Source organism: Qipengyuania psychrotolerans (genome assembly GCF_019711355.1).
In the GTDB taxonomy this organism is placed as follows: Bacteria; Pseudomonadota; Alphaproteobacteria; order Sphingomonadales; family Sphingomonadaceae; genus Qipengyuania; species Qipengyuania psychrotolerans.
In genome coordinates this window covers 2,405,831-2,431,516 of the sequence record NZ_CP081297.1, presented here as the reverse complement: position 1 = coordinate 2,431,516, position 25,686 = coordinate 2,405,831, and the positions used below count along the sequence as shown (strand labels likewise).

Here is a 25,686-nt window from a genome sequence, read left to right as displayed (position 1 = left end):
TTCTCCGCGGCCGTGTGTCCAGTTTCGGTCATGGGATGTTCCCCCGGGTGAGGGCCGCAGCCTGCGAGAAGAGAAGGGCGCTCGCTATCAGTAATTCTCCATACGGGGTTTGGCTGGCTCCGGCATTTCGCAGCGGGGGGCAACCGTCCGATAGGGGGCATTCCGGATGGCAGTTCTACAATGCGCCCCGCAGTCTGGCCGGGTCAGGGCAGGCCGATATGGTCATCGCGCCGCATTTGCACCTGTGACAACCGGTTTGAAAGGCAAGCAACGGCAATGGACAAGCAGAGCGCCGAGCCAGCAGCCGAGGCGAAACCTGCTATCGATCCGATCGCCATGGCTCGCCAGGCACCCGTAATTCTCGAAGCGATTGACCTGTTCAAGACGTTTGGAAAGCGTCCCGTCCTCAAGGGTCTTTCCCTCAAGATCCGGGAGGGCGAAATCTTCGGCCTATTCGGCCCCGATGGGGCGGGGAAAACGGTAAGTTTCTATTGCGTGCTCGGTCTGTTGAAGCCGGATCTCGGGCGGATCATGCTGCGCGGGCAGGATATAACGCGCCTTCCGTTCTATCGCCGCGCCATCATGGGAATGGGATACTTGCCTGAACAGCCATCCGTTTTTCGCGGGCTGACGGTGGCGCAGAACATCGGGGCAATGGTCGAAATCGTCGAGCCGGATGCAGAACGACAAGCCGCGCGTGTGGAGGAGCTGATGAGAGATCTCGATATCAAGCATCTGCGCGATACGGCGGCGACGGCGCTTTCGGGCGGGGAAAGGCGGCGCTGCGAGATCGCACGCGCGCTCGCGCTGGATCCCGCCCTCATGCTTCTCGACGAGCCTTTTGCCGGAATCGATCCACTGACGATCGCCAATATCAAGGAACTCGTCCTCGATATGAAAAAGCGCGGGATTGCCGTCCTGCTAACCGACCAGAACGTCGATGTTATGCTCGAACTCATCGATCATGCGTGCGTCATCGACGAAGGCGAGGTGATATTTGAAGGAACGCCGGACCAAATGCTCCGCGATCCGATCGTGATCGAACACTATCTTGGCGCCGATGACTGATCCGCCACGCGGGCGGCCGCGCGGGGGCCGGATACAGTCAGACGTCCGAACCTTGGTACTCTGGCCACAGCCCGCGTATCTGCCTTGGAAGCGCGCGGTATACCTTGTCCATCTGGCCAGCAGATAAATGGCGGTCGAGGACAGCGATAACCGCATCGATCGCGTCGCTGGCGCCCACTGTTCGGGCATCCGAAAGGCCGGCGGAAATATGTTGGCGGAATTCTTCTGCAGTGTGCCAGCTGGCGGGCAGTTTCGAGGGATCGAAACCGGCATAATAGGTGCCGCGGACAAGCAGCGGCAATTGCGCGCCAAAGTGAGCGGCCAGTTCGATCGGCAGACGGTCGCGCAGAGCCTGCAATACCGTCGACAGCACTTTCCATGCCAAGGTGCGGTCGGGGCCGATGCGATCCATTATCTCGTCGAGCCAGGTATGTGTCGATTGCAAAGTCTTGTCGAAGACTTCCAGGCCAGTGGTGCTCATGACAATTTCCTTCACTTCGCTGTCGAGAAGAATGGCATGCTACGTCCGGCTAAATGGGAGCGCACTAAGGGAACCCCCGCATTTCCTGACGAAAACAGGTTGGGCCTCTATTGGCTGCCGGTAATGAATAGGCCCCCGGTGCCTAGGGGACACCGGGGGCTCCGTTTGAGCGGTCGACGGGTTGCGCACCGCTCTACTGAGCTGCTCTGCGGGGACGGGAGTCGAGACTTAGCAGGCAGCTCAATTCAGCTATTGGTATGGGTGTGAATTTCGATTTTCCTCTTCGCCGACTTGGCATCCTTGCTGCGCGGAATTGATATGCGCAGCAGGCCGTCTTTTCTTTCGGCTTCGATCTGGTCGGTCAGCGCGTCCTGAGGAAGGGCAATGCGCCGTTCGAACGATCCATAGGCCCTTTCGCTGATGACATAATCGCAGTCTTCTTCGCGGCGTTCTTCCTTCTTCTCGCCCTTGAGGATGAGCGTGTCGCGGTCGATCTGCAATTCGATGTCTTCGCTGGCTATCCCCGGGACCTCTGCGGAAATTGTGTAGAGCTTATCAGTCTCTGTCATTTCGATGGCTGGCGCTGCGGGAAACTGGAATGCCGACCAGCGTGCGGGGAGATCTTCGATCAGGTGATCCACGCCGGTACGCATCTTGTTGAGCGGCTCGATAAACCGCTCGGCAAAGCTCGGCTCGATACGCGTTGTGGGGGCTGTGAGAGTTTGATTGACCATTTCCGAGTCCTTCATTCGTGGATTTCGTGAGATGAAATTATCGGCCGCGTACCAGCTCTGCGATACGCAAACTTCCGTATGTAGAGCCTTGCTCGGCGGAAGGTTTCAGCAGCTCGGCGGCAGCGCACATTCGCGCGTCAGGACATCTTCCGGAAGCGCTGCGTCACCGTCGCGCCCATAGACATCGTGGAGGTATTTGACCGTGCCGGAGGAACCTGGCTCGGCCGTGAAATAGGCGATGTAAACCGGGAGCGGTTCGGGCAGGGAAATGGTTACGGTTTTTCCCGCAGCGACAGTCTCGTCGGTGCGGGCCTGCGTCCAGCCACCGGGTTCGAGCAAGGCGGAAGCAAATTGCAGCGCCTGGTCGACCCTCACGCACCCGTGGCTCAATGTCCGCTCGTCGGAGCTGAAAAGCTCGCGGTTCGAGGTGTCGTGCAAAAACACACTGTAGGGGTTCGGCATCACCAGCTTCATCCTGCCCAGCGCATTATTGTCGCCCGGCCTCTGCCGGTAACGGCCACTGCGGTACACATAGCCGCGCTGACGCGCCAAGGCAGGGTTCCGGCGGACCATCGCCGCGATCCCTTCCGCAGCGATGCTCGGGGGGATCTCCCACCAGGGATTGAACACCACGCCCGATACTTCGGCCGAGAAGATCGGTGTCGGGCTCGACGGCTTTCCCACGATCGTGCGCCAGCGCTGGATAGGTTCGCCTGCTTGCCACAGTGTAACTTCCTGGCTTGCGGCATTAACCAGGAGATAGCGCTGTCCCGGAGTGCGCGGCATCCAGCGCCAGCGCGCCAGATTTAGTGCCAGCACGCGTTTCTTCGCGCCGTCCTGCTCTCTCGCGTAGGCAAGCGAAAGCTGGCGATAGTATGGATGCCGGGGCTGCATGCTGCGCAGGAACAGATCGAGCCGGTCTTCGATCAGGGCATCGGCCAGGAGGCGGCGCAATTCATCGTCATTGGGCGTTGGGCCGATATGCCAATTGCGCGGGCGCACGGGACCGCAGCAAAGCCCGTGGTAGGCGCGCAGCAGTTCGAGCGCGGCTTCATTGGCGACCGGATCCAGATCACCCTGAGATTGCGCGGTGATGGCAGCGCGTAGATTCTCGCCCGCATCCTTCGGGAGGATGATCGCCGAATCTGCAGCACGATCAATCCAGTGAGAAAGGTTTTCAACCTGCTCGGGCCGCCAGTTCGCAGGGGAATTGGCCAAGGCAGCGCAGGGCAAGTGCAGAGCGAGCGTTATGGCAAAAAATAGAGTGCGCATCCTACCCGCCGTAGTGGTCGCGCAGTGCTGGAAAATAGGGTATTTACCGTAACGCCAGTACACATTTCGGAACACAACTATCGCAGCCTTGAACCTCGCCGCTCCCGCAATAACTGATTAGGAGGCCGTTCCATTTCTTTGGCATGACCTATGAAAGAGCTACCTGCAAACAGCCGAGTGACCAACCGGATGCTTCGTCGATTCGACGACCTCCACGGGCTGACCGACGTCGTTCCAGACGCGGTGGTGGTGATCGATCAAGCGGGGGGGATCCTGTCTTTCAACACGGGTGCCGAGCGAATGTTCGGATATAGCGAAGAGCAAGTTCGCAACGAAAATGTCAGCCTGCTCATGCCGTCGCCCGACCGCGAGGCTCACAATGGCTATCTTGCCCACTACCTGGATACCGGGGAAAAAAGGATGATTGGGACGGCGCGCGTGACCAACGCTCGCCGCCGCAACGGAGATACATTTCCAATCGAGCTTACGGTCGGAGAAATGAAGTTCGGTGACAGGCTGTATTTCGCCGGCTTCATCAAGGATTTGACCAACGTCGGGGAAAACGAACAGCTGATGCATTCGCTTCAGGCTGATCTCGCCCATGTCTCGCGCATTTCATCGATGGGAAGTCTCGCCAGTTCCATCGCGCATGAACTCAATCAGCCGCTCACATCTATTGTAAACTATGCGGCAGCAGCGAGCGATATGCTCGATGATGCGGCGATGGATGGGTTGGACGATGTCCGGCACGCCCTGTCCAAATGCCGCAGCGAGGCGCTTCGTGCGGGCGAAATCATTCGCCGGTTACGCGACTTTATCTCTCACGGAGATATCACGCCTGAGATCGACAACCTGAGGCGCATCGTGAACTCTGCCACTGCCCTCGCGCTGGTCAACGGGGACGGGAGGGACGTGGACTTTTCCAGCCAGATTGCTCCCGAATGTGAGAGCGTTCTGGTTGTCCCAATCCAGATCCAGCAGGTCCTTGTAAATCTCATACGGAACGCCCTCGAGGCGATGCAGGGATCCCCAAACAAGCGTTTGCGGGTCACCAGCGCGTGTCACGATGATGGCATGGTCCGCATTTCCGTGAGCGATAGCGGCCCCGGGCTCGACCCCCACGTGGCACAGCGCCTGTTCCATCCCTTTGTCAGCACCAAGGCAAGCGGGATGGGGCTTGGCCTTTCGATCTGCCAGACCATCATCAACGCGCATGGCGGCAAGATTTGGGCCCGGCCTTCCGAGCTGGGGGGGACTGAATTCTCGTTCACGTTGAAAAGCGCGAATTTCGGAGGTGAGAATGACTGATTATCCGGTTTACCTCGTCGATGACGACCCCTCGATCAGGCGATCGGTCGGGTTCATGCTCCGCACGTCGGGCCACACGGTCCGCACTTTCGAAAGCGGAGCCGAGCTCTTGAGCACGGTCGACAATCTGGACCCGGGATGCATCCTGATGGACATTCGCATGCCGGGCCCTGACGGCCTGGATGTGCAGGACGAAATCGGCGAGCGCGGCATCACTTTCCCGGTAGTTGTCATGACCGGGCACGGAGAAGTGGAGCTGGCGGTAAGGGCGATGAAGGCCGGAGCGGTGGATTTTATCGAAAAGCCCTTCGACAAGCCCCAGCTGATTTCCGCGATCGAAGAGGCATCTCAGCGCCTCAATGACGCAGACCGATGGCGCACCACCAAGAACGAAGCGCAGGCGCGCCTACAGCCGCTGACGACCCGCGAACGAGAAGTATTGGAAGGGCTGGTCAAGGGCTGGCCTAACAAGACGATCGGATATGATCTCGGGATCAGCGCGCGCACGGTCGAAATCCATCGTGCCAACCTGATGTCGAAGCTCGACGTACATAGCTTGTCCGACCTGCTCCGCGTAGCGTTCATGGCAGGGGTGGGCGAGGCTGATCGGCAGCAGGACGAAGACTAGAACGGCGTGATCTCGGCGACCCGGAAGGTTGAAACGGTCCCGTCGCGCTCGGTAATTTCCAGCACTGAGCCCGCCGTTATCGACGCGTCCAGGATGCTGGCAAACCATTCATCTGGACCGGCTGCGTCCGCATCGCGGAAATACCAGCCGCTCGTAGACTTCACGATATAGCCGGACAAATCGTGCTGGCTTGGCCAGAACCTCCTGACCGCCGCGCTCTGCGGCTCCCGGGACAATCGCATATTGTCGATCAACCCCGTTTCATCGAGCGGAGCGCGGATAAAATAGGCCCGGCTTACAGATCCAAGCGGGTATTTGGCTGACCTGTCCAATTCGAGTTTTATGAGACTCCACTGGCTCATGCCGGGATGCATCTCCGTTTCTGCCACAATGGTGCAGGCAGGTGCGCGATCCGGGAATACGGAATTTGCCGAGGTTTGCTTTCAGGACATTTGCGTAATTTCGAGCCAGCGCCCTCCGCCTAGGACCAGTCGGGCCCAGTTCCCAATCAACGGAGGCAATGGCATGCGTTCGATATTACTCCACATTCACGAAGATGACGGCATGGAAGCGAGGTTTCAGGCTGCGCTTGATCTTGCGCGCCGCTTCGACAGCCACATCACCTGCCTGCAGGCCGTACCCTACGAATTTGGCGTCCCCGGGGATCTCTATTTCTCGATGGCCATGGAAATGGCCGCCACCTTCCGCGAGACTGCCGACCAGTTCCAGGAGAAACTTGAGAGCCGCCTGGCTACCGAAGATGTCCGGTGGGACTGGGTGCGGAGAAAGGGAGACGCGATCGACGAGATCAATCACCTCGCGCCGCTTTCCGAAATCGTGGTCCTCGGGGCAAGCAATCCGGTGGGAGAGCCAGCACACCCGTCAAGGCTCGCTACTGAAACCGTGGTCACTGTGCGGGCCCCTGTGCTGGTCGTCCCGTCATCGGCCAAGATGTTCTCCATGCAAGTCCCGGCAGTTGTCGCCTGGAATGGCTCTGCGGAAAGCGGTCATGCGCTGCAAGCGGCGCTGCCGATCCTGCGAGAGGCCTCGGAAGTCCACATCCACTCCGTGCGTGAGACAAAAGCGCGGGACAGCCGGCGGCTGACGACGTCCGATGCGGCCAAGTTCCTCGCCCGTCACGATATCGAGCCGCTGATCACGGAGCTGGCCCTGAACGATGAGGGCTCGATTGCTGCGACCCTGATCGATGCCGCTCAGATACGCAGGGCAGGGGTCATAGTAATGGGCGCTTACGGGCGGTCGCGTTTTCGCGAACGCGTCCTTGGCGGGGTCACGCGCGAGATGCTTTCCGATCCGGCGATACCGCTCCTGTTGAGCCACTAGGTGCTGGCAGCATCCGGCGCAGGAAATTCGTCAGGACTACGATCCGGCTCATCGAAATCTGGCGCCGTTGGGATGATTTCCGGCTCCCTGCCGGGCTGAGGTTCGTCAGGCTGAACCGGGGTTTCAGGCGGTGACTGGGGCTCGATCCGATCTGGCTCGTGTGGGGGTGTGGTCGCCATAGATGTCGCCTTTCCTTGCGTTAAACTGCCGTTCGCGGTTCTTGAGGCCGGTGGCCGTGCTGACGATACGTATAGCCACCTATCGGGCGCGCTGCATCCCGTTTCGCGGTGGATCACATCAATCGCACCGATAGCTAAGGGGCATCCCGTAAAGACCCCCCGACGCATCTCGTGGGAACTTGCGCATCGACCGGACGCCGAACCTTGTGACGGCGCCCCAAGAACAGGAGCAGCCATGTTTTTCGAGATCAAGACAATCGCAAGGCTATTGCTCGTGCTCGCCCTGATTGTGCTGGCAGCCCTTATCGCGACGAGGGGTAATACGCAGATCACGGGAGAAATCGGCGAGGCCATAGACGTAGGCGCAAAGGCGCCGGACATGTCTTTCTTTTCGGCCGAAACCATCAACCTCAAGGTCAATTCGGCCGACGACGTGTTCGCGTTCGGAGGGACTGTCACAGTCAACCAGACCAGTGCGGATCACCTGATCATCGCCGGCAGCGAAATTACGATCAGAAATGTAGCCATCGACGACCTGTTCGCTGCCGGCGGTGAGCTTGAGTTGGTAAGTGGCTCCGTTGCCGACGACATCGTCGTTGCCGGGGGCGAGGTCGCTATTCGCCGCGGCTTTGAGATCGGCGGCTCTGCCGTTGCTGCCGGGGGCGAACTGGTTATTGAAACGCCAATTCCGGTCGATCTTCGGGCAGGCGCCGGCACAGTCTATCTCAATTCCAGCGTCGGCGGTGATGCACGCTTGAGCGGGGAGACCGTGACCTTGGGACCACAAGCCAGAATTGGCGGGGACCTGTACTATCAAACCGAAAATCTCGTGATCGAACCCGGCGCGGTGGTGACGGGCGAACGCCGCGTCCTGCCCGCGCAAGAACATTCGGCATTCGAAAGCTGGGGGCGAGGAGCCGGCGAGCTGTTCGGAATGATGGCGCTTGCGGCGATCCTGGGGTTTACAATCCTCGTTCTGGCCATTGCGTTTGCCGTGCCGAGTTTGATGCGATCCTCGGCATCCTTCATCAAGAGACAGCCATGGCAGAGTTTGGGCATCGGCGCCCTGATCGCAGTCGGCACACCGGTATTGATCACGTTGCTCTTCGCCAGCGTTATCGGGGTGCCTTTGGCGTTGCTCCTCGTCGCCATCTGCCTGGCCATCACCCCTGTGGCGGTTGCTGCGACGGCATTCTTTATCGGCGTGGAAGGTCGCCGTCTGACGACCAAATCAGAAGCGGATGCAACCGGCTGGGGCGCGCGACTTCTGTGGCCGACGCTTGGTGCGCTTGTGATCCTGTTGCTGGGAATTGTCCCCTTCCTGGGTGTTCTGGTTTGGATATTCGCGCTGCTGTTTGGCCTCGGCGCGGTGGCAAGCCGCGGCGGCAAGGCGCTCGCCGTGAGCGCATAGGGCGGGAGCGTGGGAGTGCTCGATCCGCATATGATGGAAAAGATCGAGAACGCGCCCGGCTTCATCGCCGCACTCGATCAAAGCGGCGGATCGACGCCGCGCGCGCTGGAAGTCTACGGGATCGGCCGCGAAGCTTATTCGGACGAAAACGAAATGTTCGCGCTGATCCATCAGATGCGCACCCGCATCATGATGTCCCCCAGCTTTGCCTCGGGCAAAATCATCGGTGCGATCCTGTTCGAGAAGACGATGACAGGAATGGCCGGTGACAAGCCGGTGCCGTTGCTACTTCGCGATCTGGACATCGCTGCTTTCCTGAAGGTCGACCAGGGCCTGGAAAAGCGCGCCGACGGCGTTCAACTCATGAAGCCTGTCCCAACGCTCGGCGGATTGCTAGAAAGAGCCTCGGCTTCGGGGATGGCAGGGACCAAAATGCGTTCGCTCATCCATGCCGCTTCAAGGTCTGGCATCGAGGCGGTGGTGCGCCAGCAGTTTGATCACGCAAGGCGTATTCTGGACCATGGACTTCTGCCCATCATCGAGCCTGAAGTGCACCTTGGTAGCAGCGATCGCGAATTGTGCGACCTCCTGCTGGTCGATGAATTGCACGCGCAACTTGAAACCATCCCGTCCGGCCAAAAGGTGATCCTGAAACTATCGCTTCCAGCACGGCCAAACAGCTACGCCGCCCTGATCGATCACCCCCGGACCGCGCGCGTCGCGGCCCTTTCAGGCGGATATTCGCGCGATGCAGCGTGTGCTGAGCTGGCACGCAACCAGGGGATGATTGCCAGTTTCTCGCGGGCGCTCCTTCAGGATCTGCGGTGTTCGATGAGTGACGCGGAATTCGACAGCACGCTCGCTCGCGCGATTGACGAGATTTACGCGGCCTCCACCAGGAAGCCAGAAGTGGTCTAAGTCACATCGCCTGCCGGGAAGGCAGATGTAGAATGCAGGGTCCTGCTTCGCACCGTACCATCCACCAACCGGTTCCTATCCCCAGAAACCAACAGATATTGCTTTGAGCGCGCCACTTGTGACTGCGGGATGTTTTGCATAGAGCAAATATTGGAGTCTGAAGGGCTTGCGCGAGCAGGAAGCATCGTCATGTATTGGTTGGATAATAAAAGCGAGCCTGCGCGCGGATTTGGCGATGTTTTCGACAAGAGCGGTGTCTCGCTTTCGCTTGCCGATGCGCGGCTGGATGATGCGCCATTGATCGGGGTCAATACAGCATTCTGCAAAATGTCCGGATACACGGCCGAGCAAGCCCTTGGGCGTAACTGCCGGTTCCTCCAGCCCAGCGGCGGAGCAGGTCCGGTACGCGGGCGGATGCGCAGTTTTATCGCAGACGACCAGCTCACGGAAGGCAAGTTCGTTGTCCCAAATGTCAGGGCCGACGGGGCGCCATTTTTGAACTTGGTTTACATGTCGAAACTGAAACTTGATGGGAAGATTAGGTACATATTGGGTTCCCAGTTCGAAATCGTACGACACGATGACAAGGCTCTGGGTCTTTATGAAATGGCTCTGCAACAAGATATTCGCGAATTGCGATTGGTGGCGGGTGAGATGGGCATGGTGATGCTGGGGACATTCGGTCAGCTAGCATCCAGCTATTCGATTATCGCGGAAATGCGATTGTCGGATGTAAGGGGCGATACGTGAATTCAAAAACCGAACAGAACGTGCCTGTCGTTGCGATTGGCGCTTCGGCAGGCGGCCTCGAGGCGCTACGCGAATTGTTCAGCAGCAATTCTGAACCGACGGGCATGTCGTTTGTCGTCATCCAGCATCTGGATCCGACTCACGAATCGCTGATGGCGCAATTGATCGAGCGCTATACCGACATGGATGTCACGCAGGCGGAAGGCGGCGAAGAATTGCTGGCCGATCACATTTACGTGATCCCGCCAGCGCATGGCTTGGCGATCAAGGACAACACTCTTCAACTAACCGAGTTTTCCGATCCGCGCGGGCAGCGGCGCCCGATCGACGATTTCTTCGACAGTCTTGCCAATGCCCGCGGCCCTATGGCTGCCTGCGTTATTCTGTCCGGAACCGGTGCGGACGGCAGTCGGGGGCTGCGCGCGATCAAGGAGATGGGCGGCCTGGCGGTTGCCCAGGATCCGCAAAGCGCCCGCTATGACGGGATGCCCGTGTCCGCAATCGGAACAGGACTTGTCGATGTCATCGTATCACCGGGTGACATTATAGAAGTCGTTTCGAACTTCTTTTCCCGGTCGCCCTCGGATGAGGCCGAGGATGCAGCTGAAGTAGTCGCCGACCGCATTGACGAGCTGTGCGAGGTTTTGCGCGAAGCGGTTGGGCATGATTTCTCCCGTTACAAGCGCTCCACCCTCGTGCGGCGAGTGGCGCGGCGAATGCAGGTGCTTTCGATCGAAAACGGATTTGAATACGTAAAACGTATCCGGTCCGATGCCGATGAATGCCAGGCGCTTTTCCAGGACTTGCTGATCAACGTAACGCAGTTCTTCCGTGATGCGGACGATTTCAATGCGCTCAGCGAACAGGCCATCACGCAGTTGGTCAGGAATGCGCGCGATGGTCAGGAAATCCGGGTCTGGGTTCCAGGCTGTTCGAGCGGTGAGGAAGCTTACACGCTGGCGATGCTGTTCGCCGAAGTGATGCGCCACGAAGGCAGGCGGCCCTATGTGCAAATTTTTGCCACCGATATCGATGACAAGATGCTCGATATCGCGCGCAGCGCGACTTATCCGATCTCAGCACTTGCTGACATTCCTGCCATTCATCAGCACCACTACATCGTCGGCGGAACCGACACCTTCTCACTTGTGCCGCAGATCCGCGATATGGTGCGCTTCAGTCTGCACAATGTCGTAAGCGACCCGCCTTTTTCCAAGATCGATCTGGTGTCATGCCGCAACCTCCTGATCTATTTCGACGAGGAATTGCAGCGGCTCGTCCTGCCATTGTTCCACTTTGCACTGCGCGACAGCAGGTTCCTTTTCCTTGGCACTTCGGAAGGTATCGGGCGGTTCGAAGACCTGTTCGAGACAGTCGACCTGAGTTCGCGCATTTTCCGCCGCAGGAATGTGAAGAGCAACTATACCCTGAACGTCGCCAAGAACAGCACGCCGACATATGTGCGCCGCCGCGAGCGTTCCGACGCGGCAGCAGAGCCGAACAATTCAGGCTCAACGGAAAATGCTGCACTGCGCAGGCTTGCGGAGAAATATTCTCCGGTAAGCTTCCTTTTAAACCAGGAAGGTCTGCTGCTCCAGAAATGGGGCGCTGCCGGGCGTTTTCTCGAATTTCCTGATCGCCTTGAACGCAACATTCACGTTCCCACCCTCGCTCGTCCGGGCTTCAGGGAGATTATCGGCCCGCTGCTGCGCAAGGTAGTCGAAGGGCAAAACCGCCTCGTTGCCAAGGATGTGCAAATCACCACGGAATTCGGTCTAATCAAGACGTCCGTTCTGTGCGAGCCGATTGCCCCGGGCGGATACCTTGTCGTCATCCGCGAAACCGGAGCGCTGCAACCCTTCGATTCGGACGAATTCGAAGATTTCGAAGCTGGCGATGGCCAGCTGCAGTTCCTCGAAGAAGAGCTGCAGAATACGCGGCACCGGCTGCGTTCGACCGTTGAAGAGCTTGAGACCACGAACGAGGAACTCAAGAGCAGCAACGAAGAAATGATGTCGATGAACGAGGAGCTCCAGTCTACCAACGAGGAGCTGACTACGGTCAATGACGAACTGAAAACGAAAATCGATCAGGTCACGGTCGCAAACGCCGATCTGAAAAACTTCTTTGCAACCACAGAGCTGATGGTGCTCGTAGTTGATGCCGATCTGAACCTGCGTAGCTTTACCGAGGCTGCGACGCGGATCTTCCCGATCAATACCCGAGATCTAGGCCGTTCGCTGGACGTTTTGCCGACCGAACTCAGGAACCAGGAATACCTGCGGATGGCGCGGGCCGCTTCTGCGCAGGGCCGGTCCGAGGATTATAAAACAACGCTCTCGGACGGGAGCCGCGAATATGTCGGGCGGGTCATCCCCTATCGCCAGATGGATGGCGAGATAGACGGTGCGACGATCGTCTTCACCGACGTGACCGATGCACTGGTCATGGAACGCGACCTGCGCGAGGAACGCGAGCGTCTGCGTTTGGCATTGGAAGTCGCGAGGATCGGTGTGTGGGAATATGAACCTTCCACCGATCGTACGGTCCTCGACAAGACCGAACGTGAATTGCTCGAAATCCCGGAAGAGCAAGGCGACACCATGGAGCCGATCCTCGCCAAACTGCCCACCACCGATCGAGACCGCGTCAATTCTGCGCTACGCCAGGCGATGGACGGAGAGAAAGACTTCGACGAGGTATTCACGCTGCCACTCAAGGATGGGTCGACCCGCTACCTCCACGGGCTTGGCCGCCGGATTGTGAACGGCGAAGGCGCCAAGTTTATCGGCGTCACCTATGACATCACCGCAGAGCGAGAGACCTTGGCCGAGCGTGAAATCATGCTCCGTGAAATGAACCACCGGGTGAAGAACCTGTTCGCGGTCATCGCCGCGATGGTTGCGATCTCGAAACGCGAAGCCAGCAATCTTGACGAGTTCGCGGAAGACTTGCGCAACCGGATCCACGCGCTTGGCCGGTCGCATTCCCTGACCACGCGTCACGCCGAAGGTGGGTCGGTCATGCTACGGGAGCTTCTTGAAACTGTCATCGCGCCGGCACACGAAAATCAGCAGCTGGATTTTGATGGCCCTGAAGTAGTGGTGCCCAATTCCAAGCTGACATCGCTGGCCCTGATCCTGCATGAATGGGCCACCAATGCGTCCAAGTATGGCGCTCTTGGTGATCCTGAAGGAAGGGTTTCAGTCGATTGGACCAAGAACGATGGCGATCTCAGTCTGACCTGGAAGGAAGAGGGGAGCACCGGATACCAAAGTGCGGGAGAAGGTTTCGGAACCCGCTTGCTGGAAGTTACGGCGCGTCAGCTGTCTGGCAAGATTGAAGGCCAGATGACCGAGAACGGATATCTGCGCAGCGTCGTATTTACCGTGGACGATCAGTAGCTGCTACGCCGCTAATCCGGATTTGAGAGCGTTGAGCAGGTCCTTTTCAGAGACCGGCTTGTCGAGTTTGGGCTCGTTCCTGAACTCATTGTCCAGCTCGTCATGGCGCAGGTTTGCGCTGACGAAGACGATGTGCGTGCCCGCATCACGCAGCTGACGGGCGAGCGGCCAGACCGGGCAGTGGTTGAGATCGATGTCGAGAACAGCTGCGCGCGGCATTTCCGCACTCACGATTTCGAGCGCTTCATTAAGTGATGTGGCGGGCCCCATCACCTCGAACCCGGCATCCTGCAGGGTCATCTCGAAATCAAAGGCAATCAATGCCTCGTCGTCGACGATCAGAATCTTATTGGAAAGCGACACGTGTTTAATTCTCCCGGGGTACCAAGGAAAATTCACCGCAGGTCGAAAGGTTTCTCGAATTGTAACATTTGTTTCATGTGGCTGCGCAGCCAGTCCGCGCCTAGCGCTCGTCGATGGGACTAAGGCTCCACCATGGGCCGCCTGCCCGCTGGGCCTTGTGGCGCCCCAGATCGCGGAGGCAGGCCATGAAGCCGGGCTTGAACATCTCGCTCTCTTTCGCGCAGTCTGCGTCCGGACACGTGCATTCGAAGCTGTCCCACTGATCGGCAGTCGTCAGGTGAATATCGCCATAGGGGTTGAGCAGCCGCAATCCTGCGATGGCACCGACTTCACTTTCATTGACCAGCAAATCGTAACCGCGCTTGCCGTTGAGGATGGGGCCGTCCTTGCCATCGAGGTCGGGGTCCGAGGTGCGGACCGTCGGGCCGTTGCGCACGACGAAGAAGGCTGGCGTAACCGCTGCGCGGTCCTTGCCGGCAGGGTGGTTGTCTTCGGGACGGCCAGCGTGTTTGCAAACGCTGTCGTGCATCCGCTCCATCGATCGTTCGAAGAAGACCGACCGGCGCACGCCGCCATCGTAAAGCGATCTTGCCCCCTTTTTGCTGCCGGTAACGCGCAACTGCTGGTGGAAAACAGGCATTGCCGAAGATGCCATGGTCGCTGCGGAAAGCGCGTCTACTGCTTCGTCGTTGCTGTTTGCGGCGCGCGCCAGGCCGCGCACGTCGACATAATGGAACAGGCCGCAGTTGGCTTCGACGAAGCCGATGTAGCCAGCGATGCTGGAATTGCGGATTGCATCGATCAAGGTAGCATCGCCGTTCTCCATCAAGGCATTGCGAATGCGTTTGCGCAGCGGCTTCGTGCCTGCTTGCGCTCCGCGGAAAGGCAGCATCGCCAGCCCGGTATTCTGGACGATCTCGCTTTCCGCAGTGGGTGAATACCCCCATTCAAGTCGGTCCATCGCGTAGCGCCGCGTTTCGGGCCTCGCCTGTTCGTCCAGAGCGACCATCAGCAACAATGTTTGCAGAGACCCGGTCGATATGCCGGTGATGATACGCACGCCTTCCATCGCCAGATCGTTGTCGCTTGCATCATGGAGCGTTCGGAACAGGCCTGCACCGTAGGCGCCCCACTGCCCGCCGCCGGACAGCATCAATACCTTGTCGCCGTGAGCGCGTTCGGGCTTCGATTCATCCCGGGCCAGCTTGATGCCGTCTGCGTCATGGCGATGCAGGGCGCAGTCTTCGACCAGCTTTTCGAGTTCGTCGCCCAATGGATCGGCGTGTTGATGGTCGTCGTGATCCACATTGGCATCACGCTGGATATCGCGGACGAAGCGGCTGGGCGCGGCGTTATGCACGTGGTCGTGGAAATGGGGGCAGGCAATCTCGTGCGCCCCCCAGTTCAGCCATTTGCGCAAGAACCACGCCAGCAGCACCAGCAAACCGATCGCGGCTGCGCCGATAAGGATTTTTTCCAACATGACCCTGCCCCCCTTTTGGCGTTCTCTGGACGCGCCCTCTAGTCGTTTCTCACCAATAGTATCATGATGCAAAGCGGTATTGGAGAGCCGCGACATTACAAGGGGGCAGGGAATGCGCATCGAACGCAGCGGGGGCGGGCCGTGGGTCAACGAGCACCGCTCGATCATGAAGTTCATGCGGCGCACTGCCGAAGTTCATCAGGAACCGCAAAGCGATCCAGTCGAGGCACTCGCCAAGCGCCGTGCGGTGATGGGCGAGCTGATCGACCATGAAGCCGCTCGCGACCGTGAACTGTGCGTCACTGGGTCGGGCTGGTCGCAAAGCAAACTTTTTCGCGGGTTCTCCAGCCATGTGAATACCGATGCGGACGAAGGCATCTGGCCGGTACCTGATGAAGCATTTGTCGACGGCGTGGAGGGCCGGCAGCGTTATGTCCTGGTGACCGGCGGCACCAAGATCCACCGCCTGATGGACTGGCTGGGCAAACCGGTCCGCGATCTATCCCTGCGCACAGCAGGGTCGCACAAGGGTCAAAGCCTGGCCGGCCTGATTGCGACAGGTTCGCATGGCTCGGCGATGGGCGAAACCGGCTCCGAAACGCATGTCAGGGGGATGGTCGTGTCCACCGGCAAGGACAAGGCGGTCTGGTTGGGCGATCCGGATCGCCCGGTGCTGCGCGGTGACTGGATCGAACAATTCGCCGAAATCGGGGACCAGGCTCACTTCGCGCCCGCGCTCGTGCACTTGGGCGGAATTGGCTTCGTCTCCGCCTACCTGATCGAAGCGGTAGACGAATTTTACTGCGGCCTCGTCAAACGGGCCCGGGTCCTGCCTGCCGATTGGGACGAGCTCGTTTCAAAGGGAAGGTTTGCCGAGGCTATCGGCGATATCGCCGATGATCGCACGCCGCATTATTACGAGCTGACCTTCGACCCGTTCTGCGGCAGGACCAAAGAGGTGCTGGAAACGATCTGGCTGCGAATGGACCGCGACGGCAAGCCTGACGATTTCGGCAGTCAGATAAAGCACTCGCTATATGACGGGTTGAACCTTCGCGGATCGAAACAGCTCAAGGCAGTCACGGAAAACCCGCTGGCGGCACAGATGATCGAAGGCCATTTGCGCGACCTGATCGACGTGCCCGACATGATCTTCGATGACTTCAAGGACCATGCTTGCGATGAACGTGACACGCCCCGTACACTGGCGCAGCTAACGGCGGAGTGGGCACCTCACCGGCTCTTCGGCATTCGCGTCGATGTGTATAACGCGGCCTTCGCCGTACCGTTGGAGCGCCTGCCCGAGGCGCTGTCGATTGCGATGGATATGGCTGCTGGCACCGACGACAATATCCGGACGTTTTCCAAGGACTTTGTCTATACCGTGCGCTTCGCCAAGAAGAGCCCGGCCTCGATGGGTTTCCTGCGGTTTGACGATAACGCGATCATCAACATCGACGGTCTGCCCAGGAACTTCATTCTCGGTACCGATGCACATCTCGCGGCCGAACGCTTGCAATACCTGCTCAAGAAGGCTGGCATTCCATTCGGGATGCATTGGGGCAAGGATGCCCAGCTGGATGCCGCCGTCATCCGCAGCCAGTACGGCGCGAACGTCGATGCTTACCGTGCCGCGCGCGAATCGCTGCTGGGCAAGGATGCAGAGGTTTTCATTTCGCCTGCGCTCGAGCGCTGGGGCCTCGCCTGAGGATCAGCCGTGCGCGCCGAATAGATTGGCGATCGCGGTCGAGATACGCAGCGAGAGGTTGTGAGCGTCTTCGATCGGGTCGATGTAATTCTTGCGGATCGCGTCATATCCCTCGCCGGTTCCGCGCGGATAGTCGCCGCTTTCGTCCATCGCGAAGTCGCTCTTCTTGGGAAAGCTGGTGGGATAGGCGCGGCGTAGCTGTGCCAGCGCTTCATCGACGCGGAGCGTGAAGACCATTTCCATCACGTCGGTCCGGCTGATGTCGTTGGCGCGGCTGAATGCCGGGACGGATACGACCTTCAGGAACATATGCTGCATCAGCGCCAGGCGTAGGGCCTGAAGGACGCCGATTACCCGGCGTGCGTGTTCGCGTTCAGGGTGCGGTTCTTCGTCGGGGACGAGCTCGAACAGGCGGTGCAACTTCAACGCATCGACCCGCAGGCGCGATGCAAGGCGGCGGAAAACGCCGTTGCGGTCATCCTGGATGAGATATTCCGCCAACGCTTCGCACCCGCGCGACAGGTGATCTTCGGTGCCGCGATACGGGCGGCTGGCCCAATAGGCGGAATTGAACAACTCGCCATAAGCGGCAACCGTCTTGATGCTGGCCAGCGCATTTGAGGCGCGCACCAGCCGCATGATCTGGCGGCCGCGCGGGCTGTCGCGAAGCAGCTCGGCAATATCCTCGTAATTGCTTTCCGCCGCACTGCCGACCCCTGCAATAATGTTCACCGGGTAACCGAGTTGCTGGAGGATGGCATTGTGCGGAATGGCGCGGATTTGCCGCAGGCTCATCTCGCGATCGGCGTTGATGTCCGACTGGCGGCGCGACACGCGGCTGCCGGTGGAATTGAGCAGGCCAAGGCCGAAGGCGGTGATCGCTCGGCTGTAGGTGCGGCTTTCGAGATGCTCCTGCTGGTGGTCCTTGATCGCGCGGTAGAAATCCAGGCTGAGATCTGTGCGCCTGTAGAAGGGGTCTGCAGGCGCATCGAGATCGGCAGTCGCCGGCGCACGCTCAGCAATTTCGGCGAGGGTGGCAAGTGCGAGGTCCGGCGTTGCGAAAAACAGGTATCCATCGCCGCCCTGAAAGCTGGCTTCAGGCTCGAGCCTGATCCCTGCGCGGGCAAAGCGGCGGCGGGCCCATGGGCTCATCGGCCATTCGAGCCGGTCCTTGAAGGATGCAGGATGCGCGCCGCGGCCCATGCCTTCACCGTGCGTGTTGAAAATCAGTGCCGCCACGTCGGTCAGCCCATTGGCTGCCATCGCTTCGGCCAGCCGGCCCTGCATACGCTCGATTGCGAGACTTGCAGGGATCTGTCCGACGAACCGCCCGGCATCGGAAAAACCGGTCTGGATCGCTACCCGGCCGCGCTTCCTGGCGTAGTCGCGATAAGCCTCTTCGGCGAGCAGGGCGTCGAGGAACCGTCCGCCGTGCTCCAGCGCGCTCTCTGTTTCGAACAGGGGCGAGACATCAACCTTGTCCTCGATCCCGAACAGCTTGGCGAAATAGAGCGCCGCGAGGACGGTTGCAGGCTGTTCGCACTCGGCTACCAGCATACGGATCGGCGCATCGGCATCGATGTGCTTGAGGATCTGCGCCATGGCGAGGAATTGCCGTACCGCGGTGGAGCTTTCGATCGCAAGCGAGGCGAAATTGGCAGACAGCGGCTCTGCCTTTGCCAGCAGATCGCGCAAGGCAGCCAGCGCGCCCTGGCTGCCGAGGTCGAGATCGTCACCATTCTCGAACCGTGTTCGGATGGCATTATGCAGCTGCTTGGCGTTCACGCGGAAATGGATGTGGCTCATCCCGAGACCGTCGGCGCGCATGGCGGCAGCGAGGGTCTTGAAGGCAATCGCCTTGTGCGTATCGGCGGCGCGGGCCTCGTCTTCCAGTTGGGTGATGATTGGTGTCAGCGACAGGAGCTTGTCGCTATTGTCATGCGTCAGCCGGTTTGCCGCTGCCGACAGGTCCGCCGGATCAGTGAGGTCTGCCGAAAAATCCTCGACACTCGCGGCCGTCAAATCATGTGCGGCGCGCAGCTTGGCGAGAAGTGGATGGCTGCTGTCGATGTTTTCCAGCTGGTCTGCATAACGCGCCAGGCGCTCGGCCTTCTCAGACAGGCGGAAGCGGATCGAGGTGTACCATTTGATGTCGGTGCGCCCGTCCATGTCGTAGCCGACCCAGCTGGCGAAGCGGAACGGCACAGGCTGCAATTCGTGCCAGCGGTCCGGCCATTCCTTGCCGGCGCTCGAAAGGAGGGAGGAAACAACCCTGTCGCGGGCATCCTGTGCATGGACGAGTGCGGACATGGCTCGTCCATGCTCGTAATCGAGCGTGATCGGCTCTTTCTGGCTATCGGCTCCGCTGACTGGCCCCCCATCGGCGGCAGCTTGTGCCACCGCTTGCGCCTGCCCGGGCGAGAGGAGGAAGGTGGGATGGGCGGTGAACACCACGTGCAATTGGGGGTGGGACCAACGCTCCGCGAAATCTTTGAAGCTGCCGACATCCGATGAAAGCTGCGCAAGTTTTTCGCCGGACTTGGCAGGTTCGACCAGCCCCCTGAGCCTGTCAGCCCGCGCAGTCAGCGTATGCGTGCCCAATTCCTCAACCAGATCGCCGAGATCGCGCAGGGAGATTTCGCCAGCTTCGAGATCACGCGAGATGTCGTGTGCAAGCTGGAACACCGGATTGAACAGCGGTGTTTCCTGCGTGCGTAGGTGCAGATCGCGAAGGCGCTGGGCCAGCGTGTCGAAGGTTAGCGGCGAAAGATCGGTCAAGCGGGTACTCCAGTCGTATTCTTTACCTACGAATGCGCGCCAAACCGGTGCCCGAGTCAAGCGCAGGGCCTGCATGAATAGGTTTGCACCATGTCTGCGGCGGACTATCCCCGCTTCGCCCTTTACACACCGGGCAACCTTCTTCACCCAAATGCTCACGTTAACCGCAAGCGCGAACCGGCAGGTGACGGCTTTGATGCAAGGGTTGGCCGCAAGGGCAACATTACAGGAATGATAGCATGAGCGACTGGACCATCGGCATAATCGGCGGATCGGGCCTCTACGAGATCGATGCGCTGGAAGACGCGCAGTGGATTGAGGTGAACTCGCCCTGGGGCGAACCGTCCGACCAGATCCTGTGCGGGACGATCGGCCATGTCCGTGTTCGCTTCCTGCCTCGTCACGGCAGGGGCCACCCGATAATTCCAGGCAGGATCGATGCCCGCGCCAATATCGATGCGCTCAAGCGGTCGGGCTGCACCGATATTCTCGCGATCAGCGCAGTGGGTTCCTTGTCGGAAGAACTATCTCCCGGTCGCTTCGTGGCGGTGGACCAGTTCATCGACAATACGAAAGGTCGCCCGTCGTCATTCTTCGACAGCGGATTTGTCGCACACGTGCCCTTCGGTGATCCGGTCTGCCCGCGCTTGTCGAAGCATGCTGCAAAGGCGGTCGAGAAATCAGGCGGCGATGTCACATCCGGCGCGACTTACCTCGCCATGGAGGGCCCGCAATTCTCCACCCGCGCCGAAAGCAAGCTTTACCGCCATTGGGGTGCCGAAGTCATTGGCATGACTGCCATGCCCGAAGCCAAGCTGGCCCGCGAGGCGGAGCTTCCTTATGCCTTGCTGGCGATGGTAACCGATTGGGATAGCTGGCGCGACGACGAAGCCACCGTCGATGTCGCCGAAATCGTCGCGCAGATGCAAAAGAACTCCGACCTTGCCCGAAAGTCGGTCGAGGCATTCTGCAGGGGCTTGCCCAAGAAGCGCAACCCGTCGCCGATTGACCGCGCGCTGGATGATGCAGTGATCACCGCGCCTGATCATCATGACAAGGAATTGATGACCAAACTCGATGCCGTCGCCGGGCGATTGTTCCGCGCACGATGAGCGAGCGCTTCGACCTCCTCGTTGTGGGCGGCGGGATCAACGGTGCCGGGATCGCGCGCGATGCGGCGGGCCGCGGCCTGTCGGTGGCGCTGGTCGAGAAGGACGATCTGGCTTCGCACACCTCGTCTGCCAGCACCAAGCTGGTGCATGGCGGATTGCGCTACCTGGAACATTACGAATTCCGGTTGGTCAGTGAATCTCTGCGCGAACGAGAAGTGCTGCTCGCCAACGCGCCGCATATCATCTGGCCCTTGCGGTTCGTCCTGCCGCACGAACCGGGGATGCGGCCCAAGTGGATGCTGCGCGCCGGGCTGTTTCTTTATGATTTGCTCGGCGGCCCCAAGAAGTTGCCCAGATCGCACAAGGTCGATCTGCGCAAACCGCCCCACCGTGCAATCTTGCAGGAGCACCTAACCAGCGGGTTCGAATATTCCGATTGCTGGGTCGAGGATTCGCGCCTCGTGGTGCTGAGTGCGATGGACGCGCAGGAGCACGGCGCGAAAATCTGGACGCGGACCGAATGCGTCGGACTGGAACGAGCGCGGGATCATTGGCGCGTTACACTGCGCTCGGACGGGCAGGAGCGAACAGTCGAGGCCAGGGCGCTGGTCAATGCGGCCGGACCATTCGTGGACAAGGTGGCCAAAACGGCGCTTGGTTCAGGAACGCCTGCTCACCTGCGCTTGGTCAAGGGCAGCCACATCATCGTGCCGCGCGCCTTTGCGGGCGAACACGCCTACATCTTCCAGCAGGCCGACGACCGGATCGTCTTCGCCATTCCGTACGAACGTGATTTCACCCTGATCGGCACGACCGACCTGCTGTACGACGGCGATCTGGACAAGGTCGAGATCAGTCCCGAGGAGCGCACCTACCTGCGCGATGCAGTCACGCGGTATCTCAAGAGCGGCATCACCGAAGAAGACATCGCCCACACCTATGCCGGTGTGCGCCCACTCTACGAAGACAATGCGAAGAGCAATTCTACGGTAACGCGCGATTACGTGTTCGAAATCGACGCCGAGGACGGCGCGCCGATCCTGTCGGTTTATGGCGGCAAGATCACGACTTACCGCAAGCTGGCTGAACACGCGCTGGAAAAGCTGGCGCATCATATCGAAATTCCGTCCGAAGGATGGACCGCCGCTGCACCGCTGCCCGGCGGCGACATGGAGCGGAGCGATTTTGCGCATTTCCTGTGGCAGGCGAGCGAGCGGCATGACTGGTTGCCGGCAGAGATGTTGCTACGCCTTTCCCGTGCCTATGGAACGCGGATCGACCTGCTAATTGGCGAGGCGAGGTCGCTGGCTGATCTGGGCGAACATTTCGGCGGCGATCTGTACGAGGCAGAGCTTCGCTACCTTGCCGATCACGAATACGCCCGTTCGCCCGAAGACGTGCTTTGGCGGCGCAGCAAGCTCGGGCTTCACTTGCCCGAGGAAACGGCTGAAATGCTGGCTAATTGGTTCGCCCGGAACGGTTGAGCAGCGCGAGCTTTCACAAAGCTTGAAAGGGCAGTGTGTCAGGTCCAAGTGGGGCCTTAAATCACTCGTACTTTCTGGAGTCGCATGGCCCTGCACGATCCTGTTCGCCTTACCCCTATTTCCCGTCAATCGCTGCGCGAAGCATACCGCGCGGAAGAGAACGCCTGTGTCGCCGAGCGGCTCAGCCAGGCAGCGGCGGTAAGCGCGAAACATCCCGCAGCGGCGGGCCTTGCAGCAAAGCTGATCGAAGGCGCGCGCAGGACCAAGGCAAGCGGTATCGACGCTTTCCTGCATCAATATGGCCTCGCGACCGAAGAAGGTGTCGCGCTGATGTGCCTGGCAGAAGCGCTGTTGCGTGTGCCTGATGCGCCGACCGCCGATGCGCTGATCCGCGACAAGATCGGCGATATCGACTGGTCAGAACATCTCGGTGAAAGTTCGTCGACCTTCGTCAACGCTGCAACTTTCTCGCTGATGCTGACCGGCGAAGTGCTGGAACGCCCTCAAGAAGCGCAAAAGGGCATGCGCCGGTCATTGAAGAGCGCTGTCACGCGGCTCGGCGAGCCGGTTATCCGCAAGGCGACCTTGCAGGCCATGCGCATTCTTGGCGGCCAGTTCGTTTATGGCCGCACCATCGGCGAATCCCTCAAGCGCGCCGCGCCGGAGCGGGCAAAGGGCCTCACGCACAGCTTCGACATGCTGGGCGAAGGGGCGATGACCTATGATGATGCCGAACGCTATCGCACCAGCTACGAAGCCGCGATCGATCGACTGGCCCGCGAAGCGACCGGCGATCTGGCTACGTCCCCCGGCATCTCGGTGAAGCTTTCGGCGCTGCATCCCAAGTACACCTTCCTCCATGCCGATCTTGCCATCTCCGGTCTGCTGCCGATGCTCAGGCCGCTGATTGCCAAGGCGCGCGATGCCAATATCCACTTCACTATCGACGCCGAGGAAGCCGACCGGCTCGAATTGTCGATGGACATCATCGAGGCCCTGGCGCGCGATGACGACCTGTTCACGCGCCCCGACGGTTCGCGCTACGAAGGGTTCGGCCTCGCCATCCAGGCGTACCAGAAACGCGGCGTGCCAATGTGCGAATGGGTTGCGCGGCTGGCGCGCAAATACGACCGGCGCTTCTTCGTCCGGCTGGTCAAAGGTGCCTATTGGGATACCGAGATCAAGCTGAGCCATGTTGGCGGCTTCACGGATTTCCCGGTGTTCACCCGCAAGCTTTCGACCGATGTCAGCTATCTCGCCTGCGCGGACAAATTGCTGGCGGCGGACGATGTCATCTACCCGGCCTTCGCCACCCACAACGCCTACACCATCGGCGCGGTGAAAGCGCTCGCAGGGTCGAAATCTTTCGAATTTCAGCGGCTGCACGGCATGGGCGAAGACGTCTACAGCGCGCTTGCGCAAGTCGAAGGCCATCGCCGGACCAATGTGCGTATCTATGCGCCGACCGGAACGCATAAGGACCTGCTCGCCTATCTCGTGCGCCGCCTGCTGGAAAACGGGGCGAACTCGTCCTTCGTCAACCGCATGGCCGATGCCGAGATTCCGGTTGGCGAGCTGGTCACCGACCCATGCGCCGATCTGAAGGCGCTCGAGCCTTACCGAAATCCGGCGATCCCGCTTCCCGCCGACATCTTTCCCAACCGCCGGAACTCTGCCGGGCTCGATCTGTCCGACCCGCTTGAGCGCGAGCCGTTGCTGGACCGCCTGCATGAACTCGACACGCGCCATTGGCATGCCGAGCCGACTTTCATGTCCGGCGCAGAGGGCGAAGTTGCGCCAATCAACAAGCCGCACGACCTGACCGCCGAAGTGGGCACGCGCCGCGACACGCTCGACTTTGAAGTCGAAGAGGCGATCACGCGCGCTGAAAAAATCCAGCCCGGTTGGAATGCGCTGGGCGGCGAGCGGCGTGCGCTCCTGCTCGAAGAGGCCGCCGATCTGTTCGAAGAGCACACGGATGAATTCCTGTCCTTGTGTCAGCGCGAAGCAGGCAAGACCTTGCAGGACGCCATCCTCGAACTGCGCGAAGCTGTCGATTTCCTGCGCTTCTATGCGGGCGAAGCGCGGCGCCTGTTCGAAGGCTCGATCGCGCTGCCCGGTCCGACGGGCGAGGAGAACCGGCTGAAGCTGGCCGGGCGCGGGGTTTTCGCGACGATTAGCCCTTGGAATTTCCCTCTGGCGATCTTTATCGGCCCTGCTGCTGCGGCGTTAGCCTCCGGGAATACTGTCGTTGCCAAGCCAGCCGAACAGACGCCGCTCATCGCGGCGCTGGCCGTCCGGTTGTGCCATGAAGCGGGTATCCCCGAAGAGGCTTTCCAGCTGCTTCCCGGAGCGGGCGATGTAGGCGAGTTCATCACTTCCGACCCACGCATTGCTGGCGTGGCCTTTACCGGTTCCACCCAGACGGCGCAGGCAATCAACCGCAGCCTGGCCGCGCGCGACGGACCTATCGCGACCTTCATCGCTGAAACGGGCGGACAGAATGCGATGATCGTCGATTCCACCGCCTTGCCCGAACAGGTCACACGCGATGTGGTCGCCAGCGCTTTCCAGAGCGCGGGGCAGCGCTGTTCCGCCTTGCGCGTCCTGCACATTCAGGACGAGGTCTATGACGAAATGCTCGAGATGATCAGCGGCGCTTTCGAGGCACTGACCATCGGCAATCCGGAGAATCTGTCGACCGACGTCGGCCCGGTGATCGACCCCGATGCCAAGGCCGCGCTCGAACGCCACGTTGCCCGCCGCAAAAAAGCAGGGCTACAAGTGTGGCGCCGCCGTCTGCACCGGGGTGCGAATGCCGGATGTTTCGTTGCGCCGACGATTATCGAGATGGGTTCCATTCTCGACCTGCGCCGCGAGAATTTCGGGCCGGTGCTTCATGTTGTGCGCTTCAAGTCGCAAGATCTCGGCCGCGTGGTCGATGAAATCAATGCAACCGGTTATGGCCTGACCCTGGGTCTGCACAGCCGCAATGACGACACGAGAGCATTCGTTGAATCGCGGGCGAGAGTTGGCAATTTCTACGTCAATCGCAACCAGATCGGCGCGGTCGTGGAAAGCCAGCCATTCGGCGGCGAAGGCCTGTCTGGCACCGGTCCCAAGGCGGGCGGTCCGCACTATGTCGCGCGCTTCGCAACAGAACGCGTTGTCTGCATCGATACGACAGCAGCGGGCGGGAACGCGACATTGCTCGCCAGTTGACGCCTAAGCTATTGCGAAACCTCGATCAGCTGCCCTAAA

20 protein-coding genes are annotated in these 25,686 nt (G+C 60.1%); 12 read left to right on the top strand and 8 right to left on the bottom strand.

Annotated features, from left to right (window positions below):
- Positions 1-276 precede the first annotated feature (276 nt).
- On the top strand, positions 277-1,068 hold the full coding sequence (gene lptB / locus K3166_RS11870) for an LPS export ABC transporter ATP-binding protein (protein ID WP_221422414.1): 792 nt from the start codon (positions 277-279) through the stop codon (positions 1,066-1,068).
- A gap of 37 nt (positions 1,069-1,105) precedes the next feature.
- On the opposite strand, the gene K3166_RS11865 is transcribed toward lptB, so the two are convergent.
- The 3 genes from K3166_RS11865 to K3166_RS11855 all read right to left on the bottom strand — a co-directional run bounded on the left by K3166_RS11865 (position 1,106) and on the right by K3166_RS11855 (position 3,501).
- On the bottom strand, positions 1,106-1,549 hold the full coding sequence (locus K3166_RS11865; RefSeq protein ID WP_221422413.1) for a DUF2267 domain-containing protein: 444 nt from the start codon (positions 1,547-1,549) through the stop codon (positions 1,106-1,108).
- 245 nt (positions 1,550-1,794) lie between these two features.
- Positions 1,795-2,283 carry an Hsp20/alpha crystallin family protein gene (locus K3166_RS11860; RefSeq protein WP_221422412.1) on the bottom strand — a complete coding sequence of 163 codons (489 nt, stop codon included), beginning with the start codon at positions 2,281-2,283 and terminating at the stop codon, positions 1,795-1,797.
- Between the two features lie 105 nt (positions 2,284-2,388).
- Positions 2,389-3,501: a L,D-transpeptidase family protein gene (locus K3166_RS11855; RefSeq protein WP_221422411.1), complete on the bottom strand. Its 1,113-nt coding sequence runs from the start codon at positions 3,499-3,501 to the stop codon at positions 2,389-2,391.
- Positions 3,502-3,705: 204 nt separating this feature from the next.
- Between K3166_RS11855 and K3166_RS11850 the strand changes: the two genes are divergently transcribed.
- On the top strand, positions 3,706-4,863 hold the full coding sequence (locus tag K3166_RS11850; RefSeq protein WP_221422410.1) for a sensor histidine kinase: 1,158 nt from the start codon (positions 3,706-3,708) through the stop codon (positions 4,861-4,863).
- On the top strand, positions 4,856-5,491 hold the full coding sequence (locus K3166_RS11845) for a response regulator transcription factor (RefSeq protein WP_221422409.1): 636 nt from the start codon (positions 4,856-4,858) through the stop codon (positions 5,489-5,491). Before K3166_RS11850 ends, K3166_RS11845 begins: the two co-directional genes overlap by 8 nt.
- Here the strand turns inward: K3166_RS11845 and K3166_RS11840 are convergent.
- Entirely contained in the window at positions 5,488-5,853 is a 366-nt protein-coding gene (locus K3166_RS11840; protein ID WP_221422408.1) for a hypothetical protein, read from the bottom strand. The two genes, K3166_RS11845 and K3166_RS11840, sit on opposite strands and share 4 nt — an antisense overlap.
- Positions 5,854-6,016: 163 nt before the next feature.
- On the opposite strand from K3166_RS11840, the gene K3166_RS11835 reads away from it, so the two are divergent.
- On the top strand, positions 6,017-6,835 hold the full coding sequence (locus K3166_RS11835) for a universal stress protein (protein ID WP_221422407.1): 819 nt from the start codon (positions 6,017-6,019) through the stop codon (positions 6,833-6,835).
- On the opposite strand, the gene K3166_RS11830 is transcribed toward K3166_RS11835, so the two are convergent.
- The gene (locus K3166_RS11830; protein ID WP_221422406.1) at positions 6,832-7,014 is read right to left on the bottom strand and encodes a hypothetical protein; all 183 of its coding nucleotides are present in this window, start codon (positions 7,012-7,014) and stop codon (positions 6,832-6,834) included. The two genes, K3166_RS11835 and K3166_RS11830, sit on opposite strands and share 4 nt — an antisense overlap.
- A 235-nt stretch (positions 7,015-7,249) precedes the next feature.
- On the opposite strand from K3166_RS11830, the gene K3166_RS11825 reads away from it, so the two are divergent.
- The 4 genes from K3166_RS11825 (at position 7,250) to K3166_RS11810 (ending at position 13,497) form a co-directional block, all read left to right on the top strand.
- Complete coding sequence (locus tag K3166_RS11825; protein WP_221422405.1) at positions 7,250-8,425, top strand: DUF8173 domain-containing protein; 1,176 nt, start codon at positions 7,250-7,252, stop codon at positions 8,423-8,425.
- Positions 8,426-8,440: 15 nt separating this feature from the next.
- Positions 8,441-9,343: a fructose bisphosphate aldolase gene (locus K3166_RS11820; protein WP_425594565.1), complete on the top strand. Its 903-nt coding sequence runs from the start codon at positions 8,441-8,443 to the stop codon at positions 9,341-9,343.
- Positions 9,344-9,541: 198 nt separating this feature from the next.
- A complete protein-coding gene (locus tag K3166_RS11815) occupies positions 9,542-10,093 on the top strand; it encodes a PAS domain-containing protein (RefSeq protein ID WP_221422404.1) in 552 nt (183 codons plus the stop codon).
- Positions 10,090-13,497: a CheR family methyltransferase gene (locus K3166_RS11810; protein WP_247714642.1), complete on the top strand. Its 3,408-nt coding sequence runs from the start codon at positions 10,090-10,092 to the stop codon at positions 13,495-13,497. The genes K3166_RS11815 and K3166_RS11810 overlap by 4 nt, the downstream gene beginning before the upstream one ends.
- Before the next feature lie 3 nt (positions 13,498-13,500).
- On the opposite strand, the gene K3166_RS11805 is transcribed toward K3166_RS11810, so the two are convergent.
- Both K3166_RS11805 and K3166_RS11800 read right to left on the bottom strand, forming a co-directional pair.
- Positions 13,501-13,860, bottom strand: a complete 360-nt coding sequence (locus tag K3166_RS11805) for a response regulator (RefSeq protein WP_221422403.1) — start codon at positions 13,858-13,860, stop codon at positions 13,501-13,503.
- A gap of 100 nt (positions 13,861-13,960) precedes the next feature.
- Complete coding sequence (locus tag K3166_RS11800; RefSeq protein ID WP_221422402.1) at positions 13,961-15,343, bottom strand: patatin-like phospholipase family protein; 1,383 nt, start codon at positions 15,341-15,343, stop codon at positions 13,961-13,963.
- Between the two features lie 112 nt (positions 15,344-15,455).
- On the opposite strand from K3166_RS11800, the gene K3166_RS11795 reads away from it, so the two are divergent.
- Positions 15,456-17,051 carry an FAD-binding oxidoreductase gene (locus tag K3166_RS11795; protein WP_221422401.1) on the top strand — a complete coding sequence of 532 codons (1,596 nt, stop codon included), beginning with the start codon at positions 15,456-15,458 and terminating at the stop codon, positions 17,049-17,051.
- A 3-nt stretch (positions 17,052-17,054) separates the two neighbouring features.
- Here K3166_RS11795 and K3166_RS11790 read toward each other — a convergent pair whose 3' ends face one another.
- On the bottom strand, positions 17,055-19,829 hold the full coding sequence (locus tag K3166_RS11790) for a phosphoenolpyruvate carboxylase (protein WP_247714641.1): 2,775 nt from the start codon (positions 19,827-19,829) through the stop codon (positions 17,055-17,057).
- A 239-nt stretch (positions 19,830-20,068) separates the two neighbouring features.
- On the opposite strand from K3166_RS11790, the gene mtnP reads away from it, so the two are divergent.
- From mtnP to putA, 3 genes are all read left to right on the top strand, one after another.
- Positions 20,069-20,941: an S-methyl-5'-thioadenosine phosphorylase gene (gene mtnP / locus K3166_RS11785; RefSeq protein WP_221422400.1), complete on the top strand. Its 873-nt coding sequence runs from the start codon at positions 20,069-20,071 to the stop codon at positions 20,939-20,941.
- A complete protein-coding gene (glpD, locus tag K3166_RS11780; RefSeq protein ID WP_221422399.1) occupies positions 20,938-22,425 on the top strand; it encodes a glycerol-3-phosphate dehydrogenase in 1,488 nt (495 codons plus the stop codon). The genes mtnP and glpD overlap by 4 nt, the downstream gene beginning before the upstream one ends.
- An 84-nt stretch (positions 22,426-22,509) precedes the next feature.
- Complete coding sequence (gene putA / locus K3166_RS11775; protein WP_221422398.1) at positions 22,510-25,647, top strand: bifunctional proline dehydrogenase/L-glutamate gamma-semialdehyde dehydrogenase PutA; 3,138 nt, start codon at positions 22,510-22,512, stop codon at positions 25,645-25,647.
- Positions 25,648-25,686: the final 39 nt, after the last annotated feature.